Source organism: Stenotrophomonas sp. NLF4-10, from assembly GCF_022359915.1.
GTDB lineage: Bacteria > Pseudomonadota > Gammaproteobacteria > Xanthomonadales > Xanthomonadaceae > Stenotrophomonas > Stenotrophomonas daejeonensis.
In genome coordinates, this window is the sequence record NZ_JAKSEE010000003.1 from 3,420,153 (window position 1) to 3,435,998 (window position 15,846).

The following is a 15,846-nucleotide window of genomic DNA, read 5'->3' on the forward strand; positions in this document are numbered from 1 at the left end:
TGACGAACGACCTTGCCCGTCCTGCCGCTCCCCGGCTGGCGCGGCGGCGATGAACGCGCGGCGACAGCGTGCGGCACCGGTCCCCCGGCATCGTGCCATCGACTGGCTCGATGGCGTCGGCCTGCCGCCGCCCGTCACCTGCCACCATCCGCGGGTGATGGCATGACCCGGTCCCTGCCGCTGGTGTATTCGTGCTCGGGCTGTTCCAGCGCGGCGCAGATGGCCAACCATCTCGCCTTGCAGCTGGACCGCGCCGGCGAGGCCGAGATGTCCTGCATCGCCGGCGTCGGCGGTGGCGTCACCGGACTGGTGCGCACCGCGCGGAGCCAGCGCCCCATCCTCGCGCTGGACGGCTGCGTGCTGCGCTGCGTTTCCGCCTGCCTGGCGAACGCGGGCGTGGTCGCCGACACCCATCTGGTGCTGTCCGACTACGGGGTGAAAAAGCGCAGGCACGCCGACTTCGATGCCGCCGAGGCCGAGGCGGTCTATGCCGCGCAGGTACTGCCCGCGGCGCGGGCGCTCAACAAGGGAAACACGCATGGCTGAGCATGCACGCGGGCTGGCGCCGGTACGGCTGGCCATCGACGGCGTGGACGACGGGCTGGTGCTGCTGCTGGCCACGCGCAAGCGGCTGGCGCGGCTGGCCGGGCGCATCAAGGCCCGCGCCGGGGCGCAGGGGCGCGATGGCGCGCGCGAGCAGCGCGTGCGGCGCCGTGCCGAAGCCCTGGCCTCGGCGCTGGGGCTGGCGCCGGAAACCGCCAGCGGCGTGCTGGCGCTGGCCATCGGCGATGCCTGCCGCGTGCAAGGGCTGGAACCTGATCTGGATCAAGGAGCAAGCGCAGGCAATGACCGCATGATCGCATCCACCATGCACACCACCTCCCCCTCCGCGCCGACACTGGCGCACGCCCTGCTGCGGCGGCTGCCGCCGCCCCGCCGCATCGCCCCGCTGCTGCGCGTGCTGTCGCCCCCGGCGCAGAAGCGCCTGCTGGAGCGGGCGATGGCGAAGGTGCTGGCCGGGCCGATGGCCGACGGCACGCTCGACTTCATGGCCGGCCGCCGGCTCGGCATCGAGGTCGACGACCTCGGCCTGCGCTGGGTGGTGGAGTTGCAGGACCAGCGCCTGCTGGTGGTCGACGCCGACGCCGAGGCCACCGTGCGTGGCAGCGCCACCGACCTGCTGTTGCTGGCCGGGCGGCTGGAGGATGCAGACACCCTGTTCTTCCAGCGCCGGCTGGTGCTCACCGGCGACGTCGAGCTGGGCCTGACCGCGCGCAACCTGCTGGAGCGGCTGCCGTGGGAAACCGTGCCGCTGGGCCTGCGCATCGCGCTCAACCGCGGCGCGCGTTTCGCCCGCGCGGCACGCAGCGCGCACCAGGCCGGAACCTGAGCGCCGCGTTGCTTCCTTCCTGCCCGCGCCTGCAGTGCGCGGGCCTTGCCCGTCCCTGCTCCGAGACCGCATGAACGCCTCCACCACGCCGTCCTGGCATCCCGAGCTCGAAATCCGCCACGCGCCGCTGGTCGAAACCCTGGAACGGCTGATCCCGTGCATGGAGGTGCCGCTGCACCTGCCGTGGATCGACGCCATCGGCGAACTCAAGCGCCAGCGCGGCGCGGTGATCATGGCGCACAGCTACCAGTCGCCGGAGATCTTCCACGGCGTGGCCGACGTCACCGGCGACTCGCTGGCCCTGGCGCAGGCGGCGGCCGACTGCGACAGCGAGCTGATCGTGCTGTGCGGCGTCCACTTCATGGCCGAGAGCGCCAAGATCCTCGCCCCGCACAAGACCGTGCTGATCCCCGACCCGGAAGCCGGCTGCTCGCTGGCCTCTTCGATCACCGCCGCCGACGTGCGCACGCTGCGTGCGCAGCACCCTGGCATTCCGGTGGTCAGCTACGTCAACACCAGCGCCGCGGTGAAGGCCGAATCCGACGCCTGCTGCACCTCGGCTAACGCTCCGCAGGTGGTGGAAGCCATCGCCGCCGAATTCGGCGTGGACAAGGTGATCTTCCTGCCCGACCGCTACCTCGGCGCCTGGGTAGCGCAGCAGACCGGCATCGAGCTGGTGCTGTGGAACGGCCAGTGCGAGGTACACGAGAAGTTCACCGCGATGGAAGCGCGGCATACCCGCGAGCGTTTCGACGCGAAGATCGTGGCGCACCCGGAATGCCCGCCGGAGGTGCTGGCCGAGGCCGATTTCGTCGGCTCCACCAGCGCGATGGGGCGCTGGCTGGCGCAGGAAAAGCCGGCACGGGTGGCGATGATCACCGAGTGCTCGATGGCCGACAACCTGCGCAACCAGTTCCCGCAGGTGGAGTTCATCAAGCCCTGCAACCTGTGCCCGCACATGAAGCGGATCACCCTGCCCAACATCCACGCCTGCCTGCGCGAGCTGCGCCACGAGGTGACGGTGCCGGCCGACGTGGCCCTGCGCGCGCGCAGGGCGCTGCAACGCATGCTGGCGGTGGGCCGCCGCGACGCGGTGTGAGCGCACCCCTCATCATCGTCGGTGGCGGCATCGCCGGATTGTCGACGGCGCTGGCCGCCGCGCCCGCACCGGTGCTGCTGCTCAACCGTGCGCGCAACAGCGCCGGCGCGGCCAGCGGGATGGCGCAGGGCGGCATCGCCGCGCCCATCGGCGGCGGCGACACGCCGCAGGCGCATGCGCGCGACACCTGCGAGGCCGGCAGCCACCACAACGACCGCACCGTGGTCGAACTGTTGACCGGCGAAGCGGTCGCCGCGGTGAACTGGCTGCAGCGGCAGGGCGTGGCCTTCGACCGCGATGCCGGCGGCGCACTGCAGCTCGGCCGCGAAGGCGGCCATGACCGCCCGCGCATCGTCCATGCCGGCGGCGACGCCACTGGCGCGAAGGTGATGGAAGCGCTGGTCGCGGCGGCGCGCCGTGCACCGCACATCCGGCGCCGCACGGACGTGGACGTCGATGGCCTGCTGCTGCACGGCGGCCGCGCCTGCGGCGTGCATGCGCTCGATGCCGATGGCAATGCCGAACAGATCCACGGGTGCGCGGTGGTGCTGGCCACCGGCGGCATCGGCGGGTTGTTCGCGCGCACCAGCAACCCGGCCGATGCCGACGGCAACGGCTTGGCGCTGGCCCTGGCCGCAGGCGCGGCCCTGCGCGACATCGAGTTCGTGCAGTTCCATCCCACCGCGCTCGCCCTGCCCGGCCTGCACAGCCTGCCACTGGTGACCGAGGCATTGCGCGGCGCGGGTGCGCGGCTGCTTGATGCGGAGGGCCACCCGTTGATGGACGGCGTGCATCCGCTGGCCGACCTCGCTCCGCGCGACGTGGTCGCGCGGCAGGTCTGGCAGGCCTGCCGCGACGGTGGCACATGGCTGGACGCGCGCGGGATCGGCACGGCGTTTCCCGCGCGTTTCCCCACCGTGTTCGGTGCCTGCATGCAGCACGGCATCGACCCGCGCCTACAGCCGATCCCGGTCGCCCCGGCCGCACACTTCCACATGGGCGGCATCGCAGTCGATGCCGATGGCCGCAGTTCGCTGCCGGGCCTGCATGCGGTGGGCGAAGTCGCCTGCAACGGCGTGCATGGCGCCAACCGCCTGGCCAGCAATTCACTCCTGGAAGGCGTGGTGTTCGGGCGGCGACTGGGTGCGTTGCTGGGCGCCTTGCCCGATGCCGGTGACATGCAAGGCAAATGCACGCTGGCGCTGCGTAAATCATCGCTGGACGTACCGCGCCTTGCCAGCTTGCGAGAATTGATGATGCAGGCGATGGGGCCGGTGCGCAGTGGCGAGAGCTTGCAGGCAGCACTTCAGGAGTGCAGTGCATTGGCCGCACAAGGCTGGCAAGGGGCATTGGCGCAGGTGATGCTGGAAGCCGCGCTGCGCCGCACGCAAAGTCTTGGCGCGCATTTCCGGACCGATTGAGAGAAAACGGCGGGGCACGGGATTGCTCCGCTGCTTCAGAGCCCCTCTCCCATCGGGGCGAGAAGGCACGGCCTACGCGCCACTGGCGCGCGTGCCTTGGAGCGCCCACGCCGCTGGCGTGGGCCGGGGCGCGGGGCGGGAGTTGGGGTGAGGGGCGGGAGTTGGGGTGAGGGGCGGGAGTTGGGGTGAGGGGCGAGCGGAGTCCGAATGGTTAACCATCACGGACTCCGCTCGCCCCTCATCCGCCCTTCGGGCACCTTCTCCCGGAGGGAGAAGGGAGCCGCACCTCACTTTATGCCCCCACCCGCATCCCCGGCTCGCCATGCCAGTAGCCATTGCGCTCGCCAATCCGCGGCGGAACCGCTGCGCTGTCGCGCGCTTCGTCGAAATGTCGCACCACCGCCTCCATGCCCTCGGCCTGCGGGTACAGCCGCAGGATGTCCACGCCCAGCGCGCGCAGCTCCGGCAGTTCCGGGCCAAGGTCGGTGGTTTCCTCGCCCTGCACCGAGATGCCGTTGATGCGCAGGAACGGGCGGCCCTCGCGGGTCGCCAGCGGCATGCCGTCGGGATAGTCGATGCAGCGGAAGCCGCACTGGTCCTTCGGCACGTCCAGCGCGCGCGCGGTGAAGCAGCGCGCCGAGTACGACAGCGGCAGCCGGCCCCATGCGGTCACCTCCAGCTCCGGCATCGCGCCGCCTTCGGCGACGAAGGCGTCCTTCAGTTCGCCGACCAGCGTGCGGCCCTGCTCCACGCCCGGCACCCAGCGGCGCAGGCCGTCCTCGACCAGCATCGCCAATGCGCGGTGGTTGTAGACGTTGAGCGACGGCCCGGCCACGAACGGGCGGCCCTTCTCGCGGCACAGCTGCACCGCCGACAGGTCGTTGGCCTCGATCCAGAAAGCGCCGTGCGAAATCTGCCGGTCGAGCACGCTCAGTTCGGATTCGGCCTCGATCAACGCCAAGGTCGAAAGCACGATCTGCTTGCCGGTAGCAGCCAGCTCCTCGGCCAGCGCCAGCCAGTCGGCGGTGCGCAGCTCGCGGCGCTTGCTGCACACGGTCTCGCCCAGATAGACGATGTCGACCGGCCAGTGGATCGCCTCGCGGTAGAACGCCAGCGTGCGCTCGCGCGGCCAGAAGTACTGCAACGGGCCAAGGCTGAGTTTCATCGGTATTTCCTCAATGCCAGGCGCGGTGGTACGGGCCCAGCGTGGTCTGGTGGCCTTCGGCATGGCGCGACAGTTCGGCCTGCCATTCCGGCTTGAGCTGCCAATGCGCTTCGTCGGCCAGCACTTGGTCGATGGCCCGGCGCCACGTGCGCGTCACCGAGCCCACGTAGGCCACCCCGCGCTGGCGGCCCTCGATCTTCAGCGCGGCCACGCCGATCTGCTTCAGCCGCGGCAGCAGTTCCAGCGTATTGAGGCTGGTGGGTTCCTCCAGCGCGTGGAAAATTTCGTCACCAACGGCGAAGCGGCCCTTGCACACGGTCGGGTAACCGGCCGGTTCCTCCGGCTTGAACTCGTCGATCAGCACGTCGTTCAGGCGCACGCTGCGGCTGCCGTCGGCCTGTTCGTCCCAGCGCACGAACCTGGCCGGCGAGCACACGCCGTGGCGGTTCGGCGAAGCACCGGTGACGTAGCTGGACAGCTGGCAGCGGCCCTCGACCATGATGCACAGGCTGCCGAAGGCGAACACTTCCAGCGCCACCGGCGATTTCTCGCACAACCGTTCGACCTGTTGCAGCGACAACACCCGCGGCAGCACCGCGCGGCTGATGCCGAAGCGTTCGTGCGCATAGCGCAATGCCGGCGCGGTGGTGGCGCTGCCCTGCACCGAGAGATGCCGCGGCAGTTGCGGGTGGGTGCGCGCGGCGTAGTCCAGCACCGCCATCTCGGCGGCGATGATGGCATCGGCGCCCAGCGCGGCGGCCTTGTCCACCGCGGCGTGCCAGTCCTTCAGACGCACGCTGTCCGGGTAGGTGTTCAGCGCCAGGTAGACCTTGGCGTTCTTCGCATGCGCGTAGCGGATGCCGGCGCGCAGTTCGTCATCGGAGAAATTCAGGCCGGGGAAGGCGCGCGCGTTGGTCTGGTCGCGGAACCCCGCATAGACCGCGTTCGCCCCCGCATCCACCGCCGCCTGCAGGGCCGGCAGGTTGCCGGCGGGACACACCAGTTGCATGCGGAAGGCTCCGGCTGAAGGAGCGGGCATGATCCGGTGCGCGTCCGCATGCGTCCTTGACCTGGGTCAAGCGGCATCGGCCCCTGCTTTTGACATGCGTCATGGGGCGCGTGCCGGATGCGTGCAATGCTGCGCCGCAAGCATGGGCACGCGGCCCATCGAACCCGGAGCTACCGATGCGGCACCTGATCCCGCTTTCCGCCACCACGCTCGTCCTTGCCGGCCTGTTCGCCTTGCCGGCGGCCGCACGGCCGGCGCATGACCACGCCCATGCCACGCACGCCGCGCAGGCACCTGCTGCCACACCGGCACAGCAATGGCCCACCGACGCATCGCTGCGCGAGGGCATGCGCAGGATCCGCGTGGCGGTGCAGGGGCTTGAACACTACGAACACGGCCACATGGGCATCGCCCAGGCCAGCGCCGCGGTGACGCTGATCGACGACGCCATCGCCGGCATGTTCGCCGACTGCAAGCTTGAACCGGACGCCGACGTGGCACTGCATGGCCTGCTGGCCGAATTCATGGCCGGCGCCGAGGCGGTGCGTACCTCGCCGCAGGTGCCGGTGGCGGAAATCGCGCGGATGCGCCAGGCGCTGGCGCGCTACCCGCAGCTGTTCGACGACCCGCGCTGGGACGCCGAGGCGGACTGATTCAGCCCGCCAGCACCGCCCGCCACAATGCATCCACCCGCTTCTCCACCGCCGGGTCGGGCCGGATCGGCCTGCTCCAGGTGCGGCTGGTCTCGGCCGGCCACTTGTTGGTGGCGTCCAGCCCGAGCTTGGAGCCCAGGTTCGGGGTCGGGCTGGAGAAGTCGAGGTAGTCGATCGGCGTGTTCTCCACCAGCATGCTGTCGCGCGCCGGGTCCACCCGCGTGGACACCGCCCAGATCACCTGCGACCAGTCGCGCACGTCGATGTCCTCGTCGGTGACGATGACGAACTTGGTATAGGTGAACTGGCGCAGGTACGACCAGATGCCCATCATCACCCGCCGCGCATGGCCGGCGTACTGCTTGCGGATGGACACCACCGCGATGCGGTACGAGCAGGCCTCCGGCGGCAGGTAGAAGTCGACGATCTCGGGGAACACCTTGCGCAGGATCGGCACGAACACGTCGTTCAGCGCCATCGACAGCACCGAGGGCTCGTCGAACGGCGCCCGCCCCATGTAGCTGCCGTGGTAGATGGCGTCGCGGCGCAGGCGCATGCGCTCGATGGTCAGCGCCGGGAAATGCGCCTGCGCGTTGTAGTAGCCGGTGTGGTCGCCGAACGGCCCTTCCAGCGCGGTGTCGCCCGGGTGGATGAAGCCTTCCAGCAGGATCTCGCTGCCGGCCGGCGCCTCCAGCCCGGTCAGCTCGCTGTGCCAGACATGGGTACGCGCGGCGCGCAGCAGGCCGGCGAATTCGTATTCGGACAAGGTGTCCGGCACCGGCGCCACCGCCGCCAGCAGGGTCGCCGGGTCGGCGCCGATCGCCACCAGCACCGGAAAGGGTTTCCCGGGGTGCGCGGCCTGCCAGTCAGCGAAATCCAGCGCGCCGCCGCGGTGCGGCAGCCAGCGCATGATTACCCGGTTGCGGCCGATCACCTGCTGGCGGTAGATCGCCACATTCTGCCGCGGCTGGCGCGTGCCGCGGGTGACGACCAGGCCCAGGGTAATCAGCTTGCCGGCGTCCTCCGGCCAGCAGCGCTGGATCGGCAGCACGGACAGGTCCACCGCCTCGCCGCAGCGCACGTCCTCGTCGAACGCGGCCTCGCGCACCCGCCGCGGCGCCACGTGCGCCAGCTGCGCCAGTTCCGGCCATTGCGCCAGCGCTTGGCGCAGGTTGCCGGGCCAGCGCGGCTCCTTGATCGCGGCCAGCAGTTCGCCGAGTTCGCGCAGCGAGGCCAGCGGCCGCCCGGCCAGCGCCAGCTCGATGCGGCGGCGGTGGCCGAACAGGTTGCCCAGTTGCCGGTGCGCCGAGCCGGGCGCCGGCATCAACAACGCCGGGCCCTCGGCCTTGAGCGCGCGCAGGCTCAGCGCGGTGCTCTCCAGTTCCGGGTCCACCGGCACGTCGAGTTCGCGCAGCTGGCCCTGCGCGGCCAGGTGCCGCAGGAAATTGCGCAAATCGTGGAAGGCCATGCGGCAGCCCATGCGTGTTCAGGGCCGTCGATTCTGGCAAGCCGTCCGCCACCACCGTTTGACGTGGGTCAATCCCACTGGAATCCGGAATCCGTAGATGCGGGGCTTGCCCCGCATGGGGCTTTCCCGGTGATGCCCGTGCCGGGCAAGCCCGGCACCTACGATGAATGCTGGCTTCCCGTAGATGCGGGGCAAGCCCCGCATCCACGGCATCCCGGCAGCCGACTTTCAGTCGTAGTTGCTCAATGCCAACGACAGCAGCGCCTTGGCCTGCTCGCGCAGCGCGGTCGGCTCGACGATCTCCGCGTCCGAGCCGTAGTGCAGCACGTCCATCAGCAGCTCGCGCGAGACGCTGTACGGCACCTTCAGCTCGTAGCGGCCATCGGCCAGGAAGCGCCCCTGCTGCTTGGCGTGCCAATGCTCGTCGGCCACCCAGCGCGCGGCCTTGGCGCTGAACACGATGGTCGCCCAGCCCTTGGGCGCACCGGAGAAGATGCCGTAGCCGGCACCCAGCTGCGCGTCCAGTTCCTCGTCGGCGATGTCGCGGGCCGGCTGGTCGGCCACCCGTGCCTTGTGGATGCGGTCCACCGCGAAGCTGCGCAGCGCCTCGCGGCCGTGGTCCCAGGCGTCCAGGTACCAGTTGTCGCGGTAGTGGGTGATGCGCTGCGGCGAGACCGTGCGCCGGGTCACCTCGTCGGTGGAACGCGCGCGGTAGTCGAAGGACAGCTGCTTGCGCTCCAGCACGCCCGAGGCCACGGTGCGGAAGCTGGCCTCGTCCAGCTTGCGGCCGCGGTGCGGGATCACCCGTACCCGCTCCACCGGCCACGACGACGCCCCGGCCTGCGCCGCCAGCAGGCTCTCGATGCGCTGCTGCAACGGTGCCAGCACCGCCGACAGCACCCCGCCGCCGGTGCGCGCCAGCAGGTGCTGGGACGCCAGCAGCGCATGCAATTCCTCGGAACTGAGCCACAGGCCGGGCAGCTCGAAGCGGTCGCTCTCCCCGCTCTGGTAGCGGAAACCGGCCTCGCCGTCGCCCTCCACCGGCGCCATCAGCGCGTCGCGCAGGAAGGCCAGGTCGCGGTAGACGGTGGCGCGGGAGCAGCCCAGCTCGTCCTGAAGCTGCGCCACCGTGACCGGGTAGCGGGCCGATTTGAGGTGGCGGTGCAGCGCGTTGATGCGTTCGTAGCGGTCCATGCGCCGATTATGTCCGAGTCCGGGCCGTGGCGCCGTGCCCGCCCTGCCCGAACCGCAAATGAAGCCGGTGCCGCGCCCGGGCGGCCGCGGCGGGGGCATCCGCTATCATGAAAACGTTCCCATCCACGCCCCCTGCCCGGAGATTTCCCGATGTCGCTGCGCGCCTCCCTGTTCCTGCCGCTGCTGCTGTGCGCCCCGTCGGCGTGGGCCGACGACGCTTCCGATGCCGCCGCCATGACCTCGCCCTGGAGCGGCAGCGGCGGCGAGCTCGGCTTCGCGTCCGCCCACGGCAACAGCACCACCGAGAGTTTCAACGGCCGCCTGAAGCTGCGCTACACCGACGACGACTGGGTGCACAGCATGGACCTGTTCGGCCTGCGCTCCAGCGCCGAATACACCGAGACCGCCGACGACGGCAGCACCAGCCGCAAGCGCCAGACCACGGCCAACCGCTACACCGCCGGCGCCGGCAGCGCGCTGCAGCTGGGCGAGCACCGCCAGCTGACCGCCACGGTGCGCTACGAGCGCGACGATTTCGCCACCTATGACCGCCAGGGCAGCTTCGGCCTTGGCTACGGTACCCGCCTGATCGACGGCGAGCGGCTGGTGCTGGACACCCAGGTCGGCCCCGGCGTGCGCCGCTCGCACGAAGCGGCGACCGACGAGAACCGCACCGGGCTGATCGGCCGCGGCCTGTTCGACCTGAAGTTCGGCATCACCGACAACACCGAACTGGTCAACACCCTGCTGGTCGAGTCCGGCTCGTACAACACCTTCGCGCAGAACGACTTCGGCGTCTCGGTGGCGATGAACAGCCACTTCGCGCTGAAGGCCGGCTGGCAAGCGCGTTACAACAGCGACGTGACCGAGGACAAGCGCAAGACCGACACCCTGACCACGATGAACGTGGTCTACAGCTTCAAGTAAGCCACCGTCCCGACGCACCGTACCGTGGGAGCGCACCTTGGTGCGCGATGGCCTTGCCGGTAATGCCCCATCGCGCACCAAGGTGCGCTCCTACGCTCACTCCCCACCCCGCCTTACCGCAACAGCTCGCCGGCACCGGCCTCCAGCAGCTGCCGCGCCACTTCCCGGCCCACCGCCTCCGGGTCGCTGCCCGCCCCCTGCGCCTCGGCGCGGACGCTGCTGCCGTCGGCGACGCCACCGACCAGTCCCTGCAGCCACAGGTCATCGCCGCGCCACTGCGCCAGCCCGGCCACCGGCACGTGGCAGCTGCCGTCCAGCGCGCGGTTCATCGCCCGCTCGGCTTCCACGCAGGGCCGGGTACGGGCGTCGTCCAGCACCGCCAGCAGCGCGACCACCGCGTTCGCATCGGCCCGGCATTCCACCGCCACCGCTGCCTGCGCCGGCGCCGGCAACCATTGCGGTGCGCGCAGGCGGTCGGCGATGCGCGCGCCCAGCTGCAGCCGCTCCAGCCCGGCGCAGGCCAGAATGATGGCGTCGTAGTCGCCGGCATCGAGCTTGGCCAGGCGGGTGTTGACGTTGCCGCGCAGGTCGCGCGATTGCAGGTCAGGGCGCAGCGCGCGCAGCTGCGCCTGCCGGCGCAGCGAGGAGGTGCCGACGCAGGCGCCCTGCGGCAGCGCGTCCAGCGTGGCGTAGCGGTTGGAGACAAAGGCGTCGGCCGGGTCGGCGCGTTGCAGGATCGCCGGCAGCGCGAACGGCGCATCCAGTTCCATCGGCACGTCCTTGAGCGAATGCACCGCGCAATCGGCCTCGCCACGCAGCATCGCCAGTTCCAGTTCCTTGAGGAACAGGCCCTTGCCGCCGATGGCGGCCAGCGAGCGGTCCAGCACCTCGTCGCCGCGCGTGCTCATCGGCACCAGTTCGACCCCCAGCCCCGGGTGCGCCCGGCGCAGGCGGTCGGCGACGTGTTCGCTCTGCCACAGGGCAAGCGGGCTCTTTCGGGTGGCGATGCGCAGCGTGTTCATGGCGCCATTATCGGCGCAGCGGTCATGCCCCGGCCAGTTCCGCCTTCAGCGCGGCCACGCAGCGGCGGCTGACTTCCAGCGGTTGCGGCACGTCGTGGAGCAGCGCCTGCACCTGCCCGGCCGGCGTGCGCCGCAATTCGCGCAGGCGCGGCCGCGCCACCAGGCAGTTGCGGTGGATGCGCACGAACTGCGCGGCGAATTCCTCTTCCAATGCCCGCAGCGGTTCCTCGATCAGGTCCTCGCCGTGGACGTGGTGCACCACCACGTACTTCTCGTCGGCCTGCAGGTAGAGCACGTCCTCCAGCGGGATCAGCCGCAGGCTGCCGCGCAGGCGTGCGCACAGCGCCTTGCGCGCCGGCGTGCCCGGTGCCGGGGCGCGGCCGGCGAGGAAGGTGCGCACCCGCTCCAGCGCGGCGGCCAGCCGTTCGGCGCGGATCGGTTTCATCAGGTAGTCGATGGCCGCCGCCTCGAACGCCGACAGCGCGTGCGCGTCGTAGGCGGTGCAGAACACCACCGCCGGCCGCGGCTGCAGTTGCGCCAGCTGCCGCGCCACCGCCAGCCCGTCGCTGCCGGGCATGGCGATGTCCAGCAGCACCAGGTCCGGCGGCGCCGCCATGCAGGCCGCCAGCGCATCGGCGCCATTGCCGGCCTCGGCCACCACGCCCACATCGGCGTGCGCGGCGAGCAGCGCGCGCAGGCGCCCGCGCGCCAGCGGTTCGTCGTCGGCAATGAGCACCCGCATCGCCCTTCTCTCGTCTGTCAGTTCCCCGAGGTGCCCATGTTAGCCATCCGCGGTGCGATGCGGGCGGCCGGCGGGGCTATTCCGCGATGCGGCTCACGGCTGCGCGAAACGGGCCTGCAACCAGTCGCCCAGCGCGTGGATTTCCTCGGCGCAGACCTGGTGCGCCATCGGGTAGCGGTGCCATTCCACGCCGAAGCCCAGTTCCTTCAGCACCTGCATGCTGTGTTCGGCGACCTGCGCCGGGATCACCGGGTCGCCGCTGCCATGGGCCATGAACACCGGCTGCGCGGTGGCGCCTGCGGCCAGCTGCGCGGCGGCGGCATCCACTTCCGGCAGGTAGGTGGACAGGGCAACCAGCCCGGCCAGCGGTTGGCGGCGCTGCAAGCCAGCGGACAAGGTGATCGCCCCGCCCTGCGAGAAGCCGGCCAGCAGGATGCGTTCGAGCGGAATACCGCGCTCCTGCTCACGGGCGATCAATTCCTCGACCTGCGCCACCGACTCGGCCACGCCCGCCGCATCGGCGCGATTGCGGAAATCCATGCTGGTGATGTCGTACCACGCGCGCATCGGCAGGCCATTGTTGATGCTGACCGGGCGCTTGGGCGCATGCGGGAACACGAAGCGGATCGCCGGCCAGTGCGGGCGCACCAGCTCCGGCACGATCGGCGCGAAATCATGCCCGTCCGCCCCCAGCCCATGCAGCCAGATCACCGACCATTCCGGCGACGCGCCGGTCTGCTGTTCCACCGTTTCCAGCATTGCATGCGACTCCAAGGGACCGGGACGCATTATGCCTGCGCCAACGGAACGCCTGCCGTTGCCGTTGCCGTGATTTTGCTTCCCGGCTTTTGACTTCCCCGCCGTAAAGCGAGCCGAGCACCGCAGTGGAACGAGGGGCGAAGAGGCGCACGTGTCTGAGCGAAGCGAGTTGTGCGCCGTCCCCTCGTTCCGCGAGGAGCGCAGGGGACCGATGCGGCTGCGCCGCATCGGCTCGCGTCCCGGCTGTGCTTGACCAGCCATTCGGCTGTTGGAAAGGCTCTTCTTTTGGTTACTTTTCTTTGCACAAGCAAAGAAAAGTGACTCGCTCCTGCGCAGCAGGAGTGAAAGCCTTTGCTTTCACCTACTTCCAACCAGCAACAGGGACATCAGGACTTCGCCGCCCCTCACCCCAACCCCTCTCCCGGAGGAAGAGGGGCTTTCAGAGCGGCCTAAAGCGGCTCAACCATCGCCGCGGCCCGCAACTCGGCCGCCCGCACCAACACCGGCGGCGGCACGCTTTCCTCCGGAATGGACAGCAACCGATGCCGGCGCAACCAGTCACCCACCTTGCGCGACGACGTAATCCCCACCACCGGCACCGCCAGCGCCATGCCGATCACCACCGGCGCCATCCACGCCGCCAGCGACGGCGATACCGCGTAGGCCATCGCCCCCATCGCCACGCCGAACATGCTCAGCCCGCTGTAGCTGCGCAGCAGCGCCGCCCAGGAAACACTGCCATCGTCGCGCTGCTGCGCATCCCAGCCCGAATCCCTGCCGGACAGCACCTCGGCCACGCCGCGCGACTGCACGTACATCACCACCGGCGCCATCAGCGCGGCCAGCACCGTTTCCAGCAGCACGCTCAACAGCGCGCGCAACGCACCGCCGCAACCACTGCGCTCCTTCCGCGAGGCCAGCATCGCCACGTAGCCCATCGCCTTGGGCGCCAGCAGCACCGCCATCGTCACCACGAACACCCACAGCACGCCCCGCTCGTCCAAGCCGCGCCAGTAATGCAGCGGCGACAGCCGCAGATGCAGTTCCTCCGCCAGGTCGATGCCGCCCTGGAACAGCGGGATGGCCATGCCGATCAGCATCAGCATCGCCCACATCGGCGCGGTGAAGTAATGGCCGATGCCGATCAGCATGTGCACACGACTGACCCAATGCAGGCCGGCGCTGCCGACCACCTTGGAATGCTGCAGGTTGCCCTGGCACCAGCGGCGGTCGCGGATCAGCAGGTCGGTCAGCGTCGGCGGGCCTTCCTCGTAGCTGCCGTGCAGGTAGGGCACCATGTGCGCGGCCCAGCCGCCGCGGCGCATCAGTGCCGCCTCGACGAAATCGTGGCTGAGCACGTGGCCGCCGAACGGCTTGCGCCCCGGCAGCTCCGGCAGGCCGGCCTGCTCGGCGAAGGCGCGGGTGCGGATCACCGCATTGTGGCCCCAGTAGTTGCTCTCGGCGCCATGCCACCAGGCCACGCCATAGGCCATCACCGGGCCATAGACGCGGCCGCCGAACTGCTGCATGCGCGCGAACGCGGTGCGCCCGCCGACCACCGACGGCAGCGACTGGATCAGGCCGACGCCGGGGTGGTTCTCCATCGCCGACACCAGCCGCACGATGACCTCGCCGGTCATCAGGCTGTCCGCGTCCAGGATCAGCATCTGCGGGTAGGCGCCGCCGAAGCGGCGCACCCAGTCGGCGATGTTGCCGGCCTTGCGCCCGCTGTTGTCGGCGCGACGCCGGTAGAACAGCCGCCCGGCCCCACCGGTGGCGGCAAGCAGGCGCGCGAATACCTGCTCCTCGGCCTCGCCGATGGCCGCGCGCGTGGTGTCGCTGAGCACGAAGAAATCGAAGCGGTCCAGCTGCCCGGTAGCCGCCACCGATTCGTAGATGGCCTGCAGGCCGGCCATCATCCGCCGCGGGTCCTCGTTGTAGGTCGGCATCAGCAATGCGGTGCGGCTGCGCAGTTCCGGCAACGGCGCATCGGGGTGGATACCCAGCTTGCGGCGCCCGCGCAGCAGCGCCTGCAGGCCGGCCAGGCTGCTGACGAAGGACAGCGCGACCCAGGCGAACAGCAGCACGAACAGGCCCAGCAGGCAGGCTTCGAGCACGCCGATGCCGCCCCGGGCCAGCACCTGCACCATCATCCACGTCGCCACCAGCGTCATCGCGATGGTGGTGCCGAACACGTACAGGCGCCGCCATGCGATGTTCGGCGGCGAGGTGTCCTGCCGGCGTCCCTGCAGCCGCCCCTGCCGCAGCGACTGCTCGGGCATCGGCAGCGGATGCTCCGCCGGCAGGACCGCGTTGCCGGCATCCACGGCGACGGCCGTGCCTTGCCCCGCCGTCATGGGCGATGCCACGCGCCGGCAGGCGCCTTTCGGGAAGGGGGCGCCGCCAACGGGCAGGCGGCATGGCGGGAAACACGGCTTCCGTGGTTCACGTGGGGCTCCAGGGACAGGCAAACGGGGAAATCTAGAAGATCAAACCTAAACGGACCGCGAAGACGCCCCGATGGAAACGGCATAGTGTGCGCCCGATCGCCCCCGATGTCGGCTTCCCCGGACGCCATCCTCCGGGTTCGTCCCAGCCCCGGCTCGCGGGGCAGCGAATCGCTCAGCGCGGCGGCGACAGCAGGCCGCGACGGCGGAACCACCATTCCAGCGGCACGGTGACCAGCGGCGGCACCGCCGCCAGCAGGGCCAGCAGCAGCGCCCACAGCGGCCAGCGCTGGCGGATGCCGGCGTACACGCTGGCCACCACGTAGAGCAGGAAGGCCAGCCCGTGCAGGCGGCCGAACAGCCAGACCCCCAGCTCGGTGGTCTGGGTACCGTACTTGAGCAGCATGCCGACCAGCAGCCCAGCCCAGGTGGCACCCTCGATGAAGGCGGCGGCGGCGAACAGTTTCCCGGCAGGGGACATCGGCTTGGCGGGCATCAACACATCGTCATTCGCTCGGAAGGCCGCGAATTGTAGAGGAAATGCATTCAG

At 70.4% G+C, this 15,846-nt stretch carries 15 protein-coding genes; 6 read left to right on the top strand and 9 right to left on the bottom strand.

Annotation, left to right across the window (positions count from 1 at the left end; all coding sequences use genetic code 11):
* Positions 1-162: 162 nt before the first annotated feature.
* From MIC98_RS16225 to MIC98_RS16240, 4 genes are all read left to right on the top strand, one after another.
* Positions 163-546, top strand: a complete 384-nt coding sequence (locus MIC98_RS16225) for a putative zinc-binding protein (protein WP_239737864.1) — start codon at positions 163-165, stop codon at positions 544-546.
* A complete protein-coding gene (locus MIC98_RS16230; protein WP_239737865.1) occupies positions 539-1,390 on the top strand; it encodes an SCP2 sterol-binding domain-containing protein in 852 nt (283 codons plus the stop codon). Before MIC98_RS16225 ends, MIC98_RS16230 begins: the two co-directional genes overlap by 8 nt.
* A gap of 70 nt (positions 1,391-1,460) precedes the next feature.
* Positions 1,461-2,489, top strand: a complete 1,029-nt coding sequence (gene nadA, locus MIC98_RS16235; RefSeq protein WP_239737866.1) for a quinolinate synthase NadA — start codon at positions 1,461-1,463, stop codon at positions 2,487-2,489.
* Positions 2,486-3,910 carry an FAD-binding protein gene (locus MIC98_RS16240; RefSeq protein ID WP_239737867.1) on the top strand — a complete coding sequence of 475 codons (1,425 nt, stop codon included), beginning with the start codon at positions 2,486-2,488 and terminating at the stop codon, positions 3,908-3,910. The genes nadA and MIC98_RS16240 overlap by 4 nt, the downstream gene beginning before the upstream one ends.
* Before the next feature lie 292 nt (positions 3,911-4,202).
* Here the strand turns inward: MIC98_RS16240 and MIC98_RS16245 are convergent, their stop codons facing one another.
* Positions 4,203-5,075, bottom strand: coding sequence for a U32 family peptidase (locus MIC98_RS16245; RefSeq protein ID WP_239737868.1), 873 nt, complete (start codon positions 5,073-5,075; stop codon positions 4,203-4,205).
* Positions 5,076-5,085: 10 nt separating this feature from the next.
* Positions 5,086-6,084: a peptidase U32 family protein gene (locus MIC98_RS16250; protein ID WP_239737869.1), complete on the bottom strand. Its 999-nt coding sequence runs from the start codon at positions 6,082-6,084 to the stop codon at positions 5,086-5,088.
* 176 nt (positions 6,085-6,260) lie between these two features.
* On the opposite strand from MIC98_RS16250, the gene MIC98_RS16255 reads away from it, so the two are divergent.
* A complete protein-coding gene (locus MIC98_RS16255) occupies positions 6,261-6,737 on the top strand; it encodes a DnrO protein (protein WP_239737870.1) in 477 nt (158 codons plus the stop codon).
* Between the two features lies 1 nt (position 6,738).
* On the opposite strand, the gene MIC98_RS16260 is transcribed toward MIC98_RS16255, so the two are convergent.
* Positions 6,739-8,205: a UbiD family decarboxylase gene (locus MIC98_RS16260; RefSeq protein WP_239737871.1), complete on the bottom strand. Its 1,467-nt coding sequence runs from the start codon at positions 8,203-8,205 to the stop codon at positions 6,739-6,741.
* A 228-nt stretch (positions 8,206-8,433) separates the two neighbouring features.
* Positions 8,434-9,399: a YafY family protein gene (locus tag MIC98_RS16265; protein WP_239737872.1), complete on the bottom strand. Its 966-nt coding sequence runs from the start codon at positions 9,397-9,399 to the stop codon at positions 8,434-8,436.
* 150 nt (positions 9,400-9,549) lie between these two features.
* On the opposite strand from MIC98_RS16265, the gene MIC98_RS16270 reads away from it, so the two are divergent.
* Entirely contained in the window at positions 9,550-10,326 is a 777-nt protein-coding gene (locus tag MIC98_RS16270) for a DUF481 domain-containing protein (protein WP_057641289.1), read from the top strand.
* 113 nt (positions 10,327-10,439) lie between these two features.
* Here the strand turns inward: MIC98_RS16270 and hemC are convergent, their stop codons facing one another.
* The 5 genes from hemC to MIC98_RS16295 form a co-directional block, all read right to left on the bottom strand.
* Positions 10,440-11,348 (bottom strand): hydroxymethylbilane synthase, encoded by a 909-nt coding sequence (gene hemC, locus MIC98_RS16275; protein ID WP_239737873.1) that lies wholly within the window; start codon positions 11,346-11,348, stop codon positions 10,440-10,442.
* Positions 11,349-11,370: 22 nt separating this feature from the next.
* Entirely contained in the window at positions 11,371-12,090 is a 720-nt protein-coding gene (locus tag MIC98_RS16280) for a LytTR family DNA-binding domain-containing protein (RefSeq protein WP_239737874.1), read from the bottom strand.
* A gap of 93 nt (positions 12,091-12,183) precedes the next feature.
* The gene (locus tag MIC98_RS16285; protein ID WP_239737875.1) at positions 12,184-12,849 is read right to left on the bottom strand and encodes an alpha/beta hydrolase; all 666 of its coding nucleotides are present in this window, start codon (positions 12,847-12,849) and stop codon (positions 12,184-12,186) included.
* Positions 12,850-13,298: 449 nt separating this feature from the next.
* Entirely contained in the window at positions 13,299-15,206 is a 1,908-nt protein-coding gene (gene mdoH, locus MIC98_RS16290) for a glucans biosynthesis glucosyltransferase MdoH (protein ID WP_239737876.1), read from the bottom strand.
* 265 nt (positions 15,207-15,471) lie between these two features.
* Complete coding sequence (locus tag MIC98_RS16295; protein WP_057641613.1) at positions 15,472-15,777, bottom strand: DUF3817 domain-containing protein; 306 nt, start codon at positions 15,775-15,777, stop codon at positions 15,472-15,474.
* Positions 15,778-15,846: the final 69 nt, after the last annotated feature.

Bases quoted from the DNA above. Each gene is read 5' to 3' on its own strand.
- MIC98_RS16225 (WP_239737864.1), top strand. From the start codon at position 163: ATGACCCGGTCCCTGCCGCTGGTGTATTCGTGCTCGGGCTGTTCCAGC.
- MIC98_RS16230 (WP_239737865.1), top strand. From the start codon at position 539: ATGGCTGAGCATGCACGCGGGCTGGCGCCGGTACGGCTGGCCATCGAC.
- nadA (WP_239737866.1), top strand. From the start codon at position 1,461: ATGAACGCCTCCACCACGCCGTCCTGGCATCCCGAGCTCGAAATCCGC.
- MIC98_RS16245 (WP_239737868.1), bottom strand. From the start codon at position 5,075: ATGAAACTCAGCCTTGGCCCGTTGCAGTACTTCTGGCCGCGCGAGCGC.
- MIC98_RS16250 (WP_239737869.1), bottom strand. From the start codon at position 6,084: ATGCAACTGGTGTGTCCCGCCGGCAACCTGCCGGCCCTGCAGGCGGCG.
- MIC98_RS16255 (WP_239737870.1), top strand. From the start codon at position 6,261: ATGCGGCACCTGATCCCGCTTTCCGCCACCACGCTCGTCCTTGCCGGC.
- MIC98_RS16260 (WP_239737871.1), bottom strand. From the start codon at position 8,205: ATGGCCTTCCACGATTTGCGCAATTTCCTGCGGCACCTGGCCGCGCAG.
- MIC98_RS16265 (WP_239737872.1), bottom strand. From the start codon at position 9,399: ATGGACCGCTACGAACGCATCAACGCGCTGCACCGCCACCTCAAATCG.
- MIC98_RS16270 (WP_057641289.1), top strand. From the start codon at position 9,550: ATGTCGCTGCGCGCCTCCCTGTTCCTGCCGCTGCTGCTGTGCGCCCCG.
- hemC (WP_239737873.1), bottom strand. From the start codon at position 11,348: ATGAACACGCTGCGCATCGCCACCCGAAAGAGCCCGCTTGCCCTGTGG.
- MIC98_RS16280 (WP_239737874.1), bottom strand. From the start codon at position 12,090: ATGCGGGTGCTCATTGCCGACGACGAACCGCTGGCGCGCGGGCGCCTG.
- MIC98_RS16285 (WP_239737875.1), bottom strand. From the start codon at position 12,849: ATGCTGGAAACGGTGGAACAGCAGACCGGCGCGTCGCCGGAATGGTCG.
- mdoH (WP_239737876.1), bottom strand. From the start codon at position 15,206: ATGACGGCGGGGCAAGGCACGGCCGTCGCCGTGGATGCCGGCAACGCG.
- MIC98_RS16295 (WP_057641613.1), bottom strand. From the start codon at position 15,777: ATGTCCCCTGCCGGGAAACTGTTCGCCGCCGCCGCCTTCATCGAGGGT.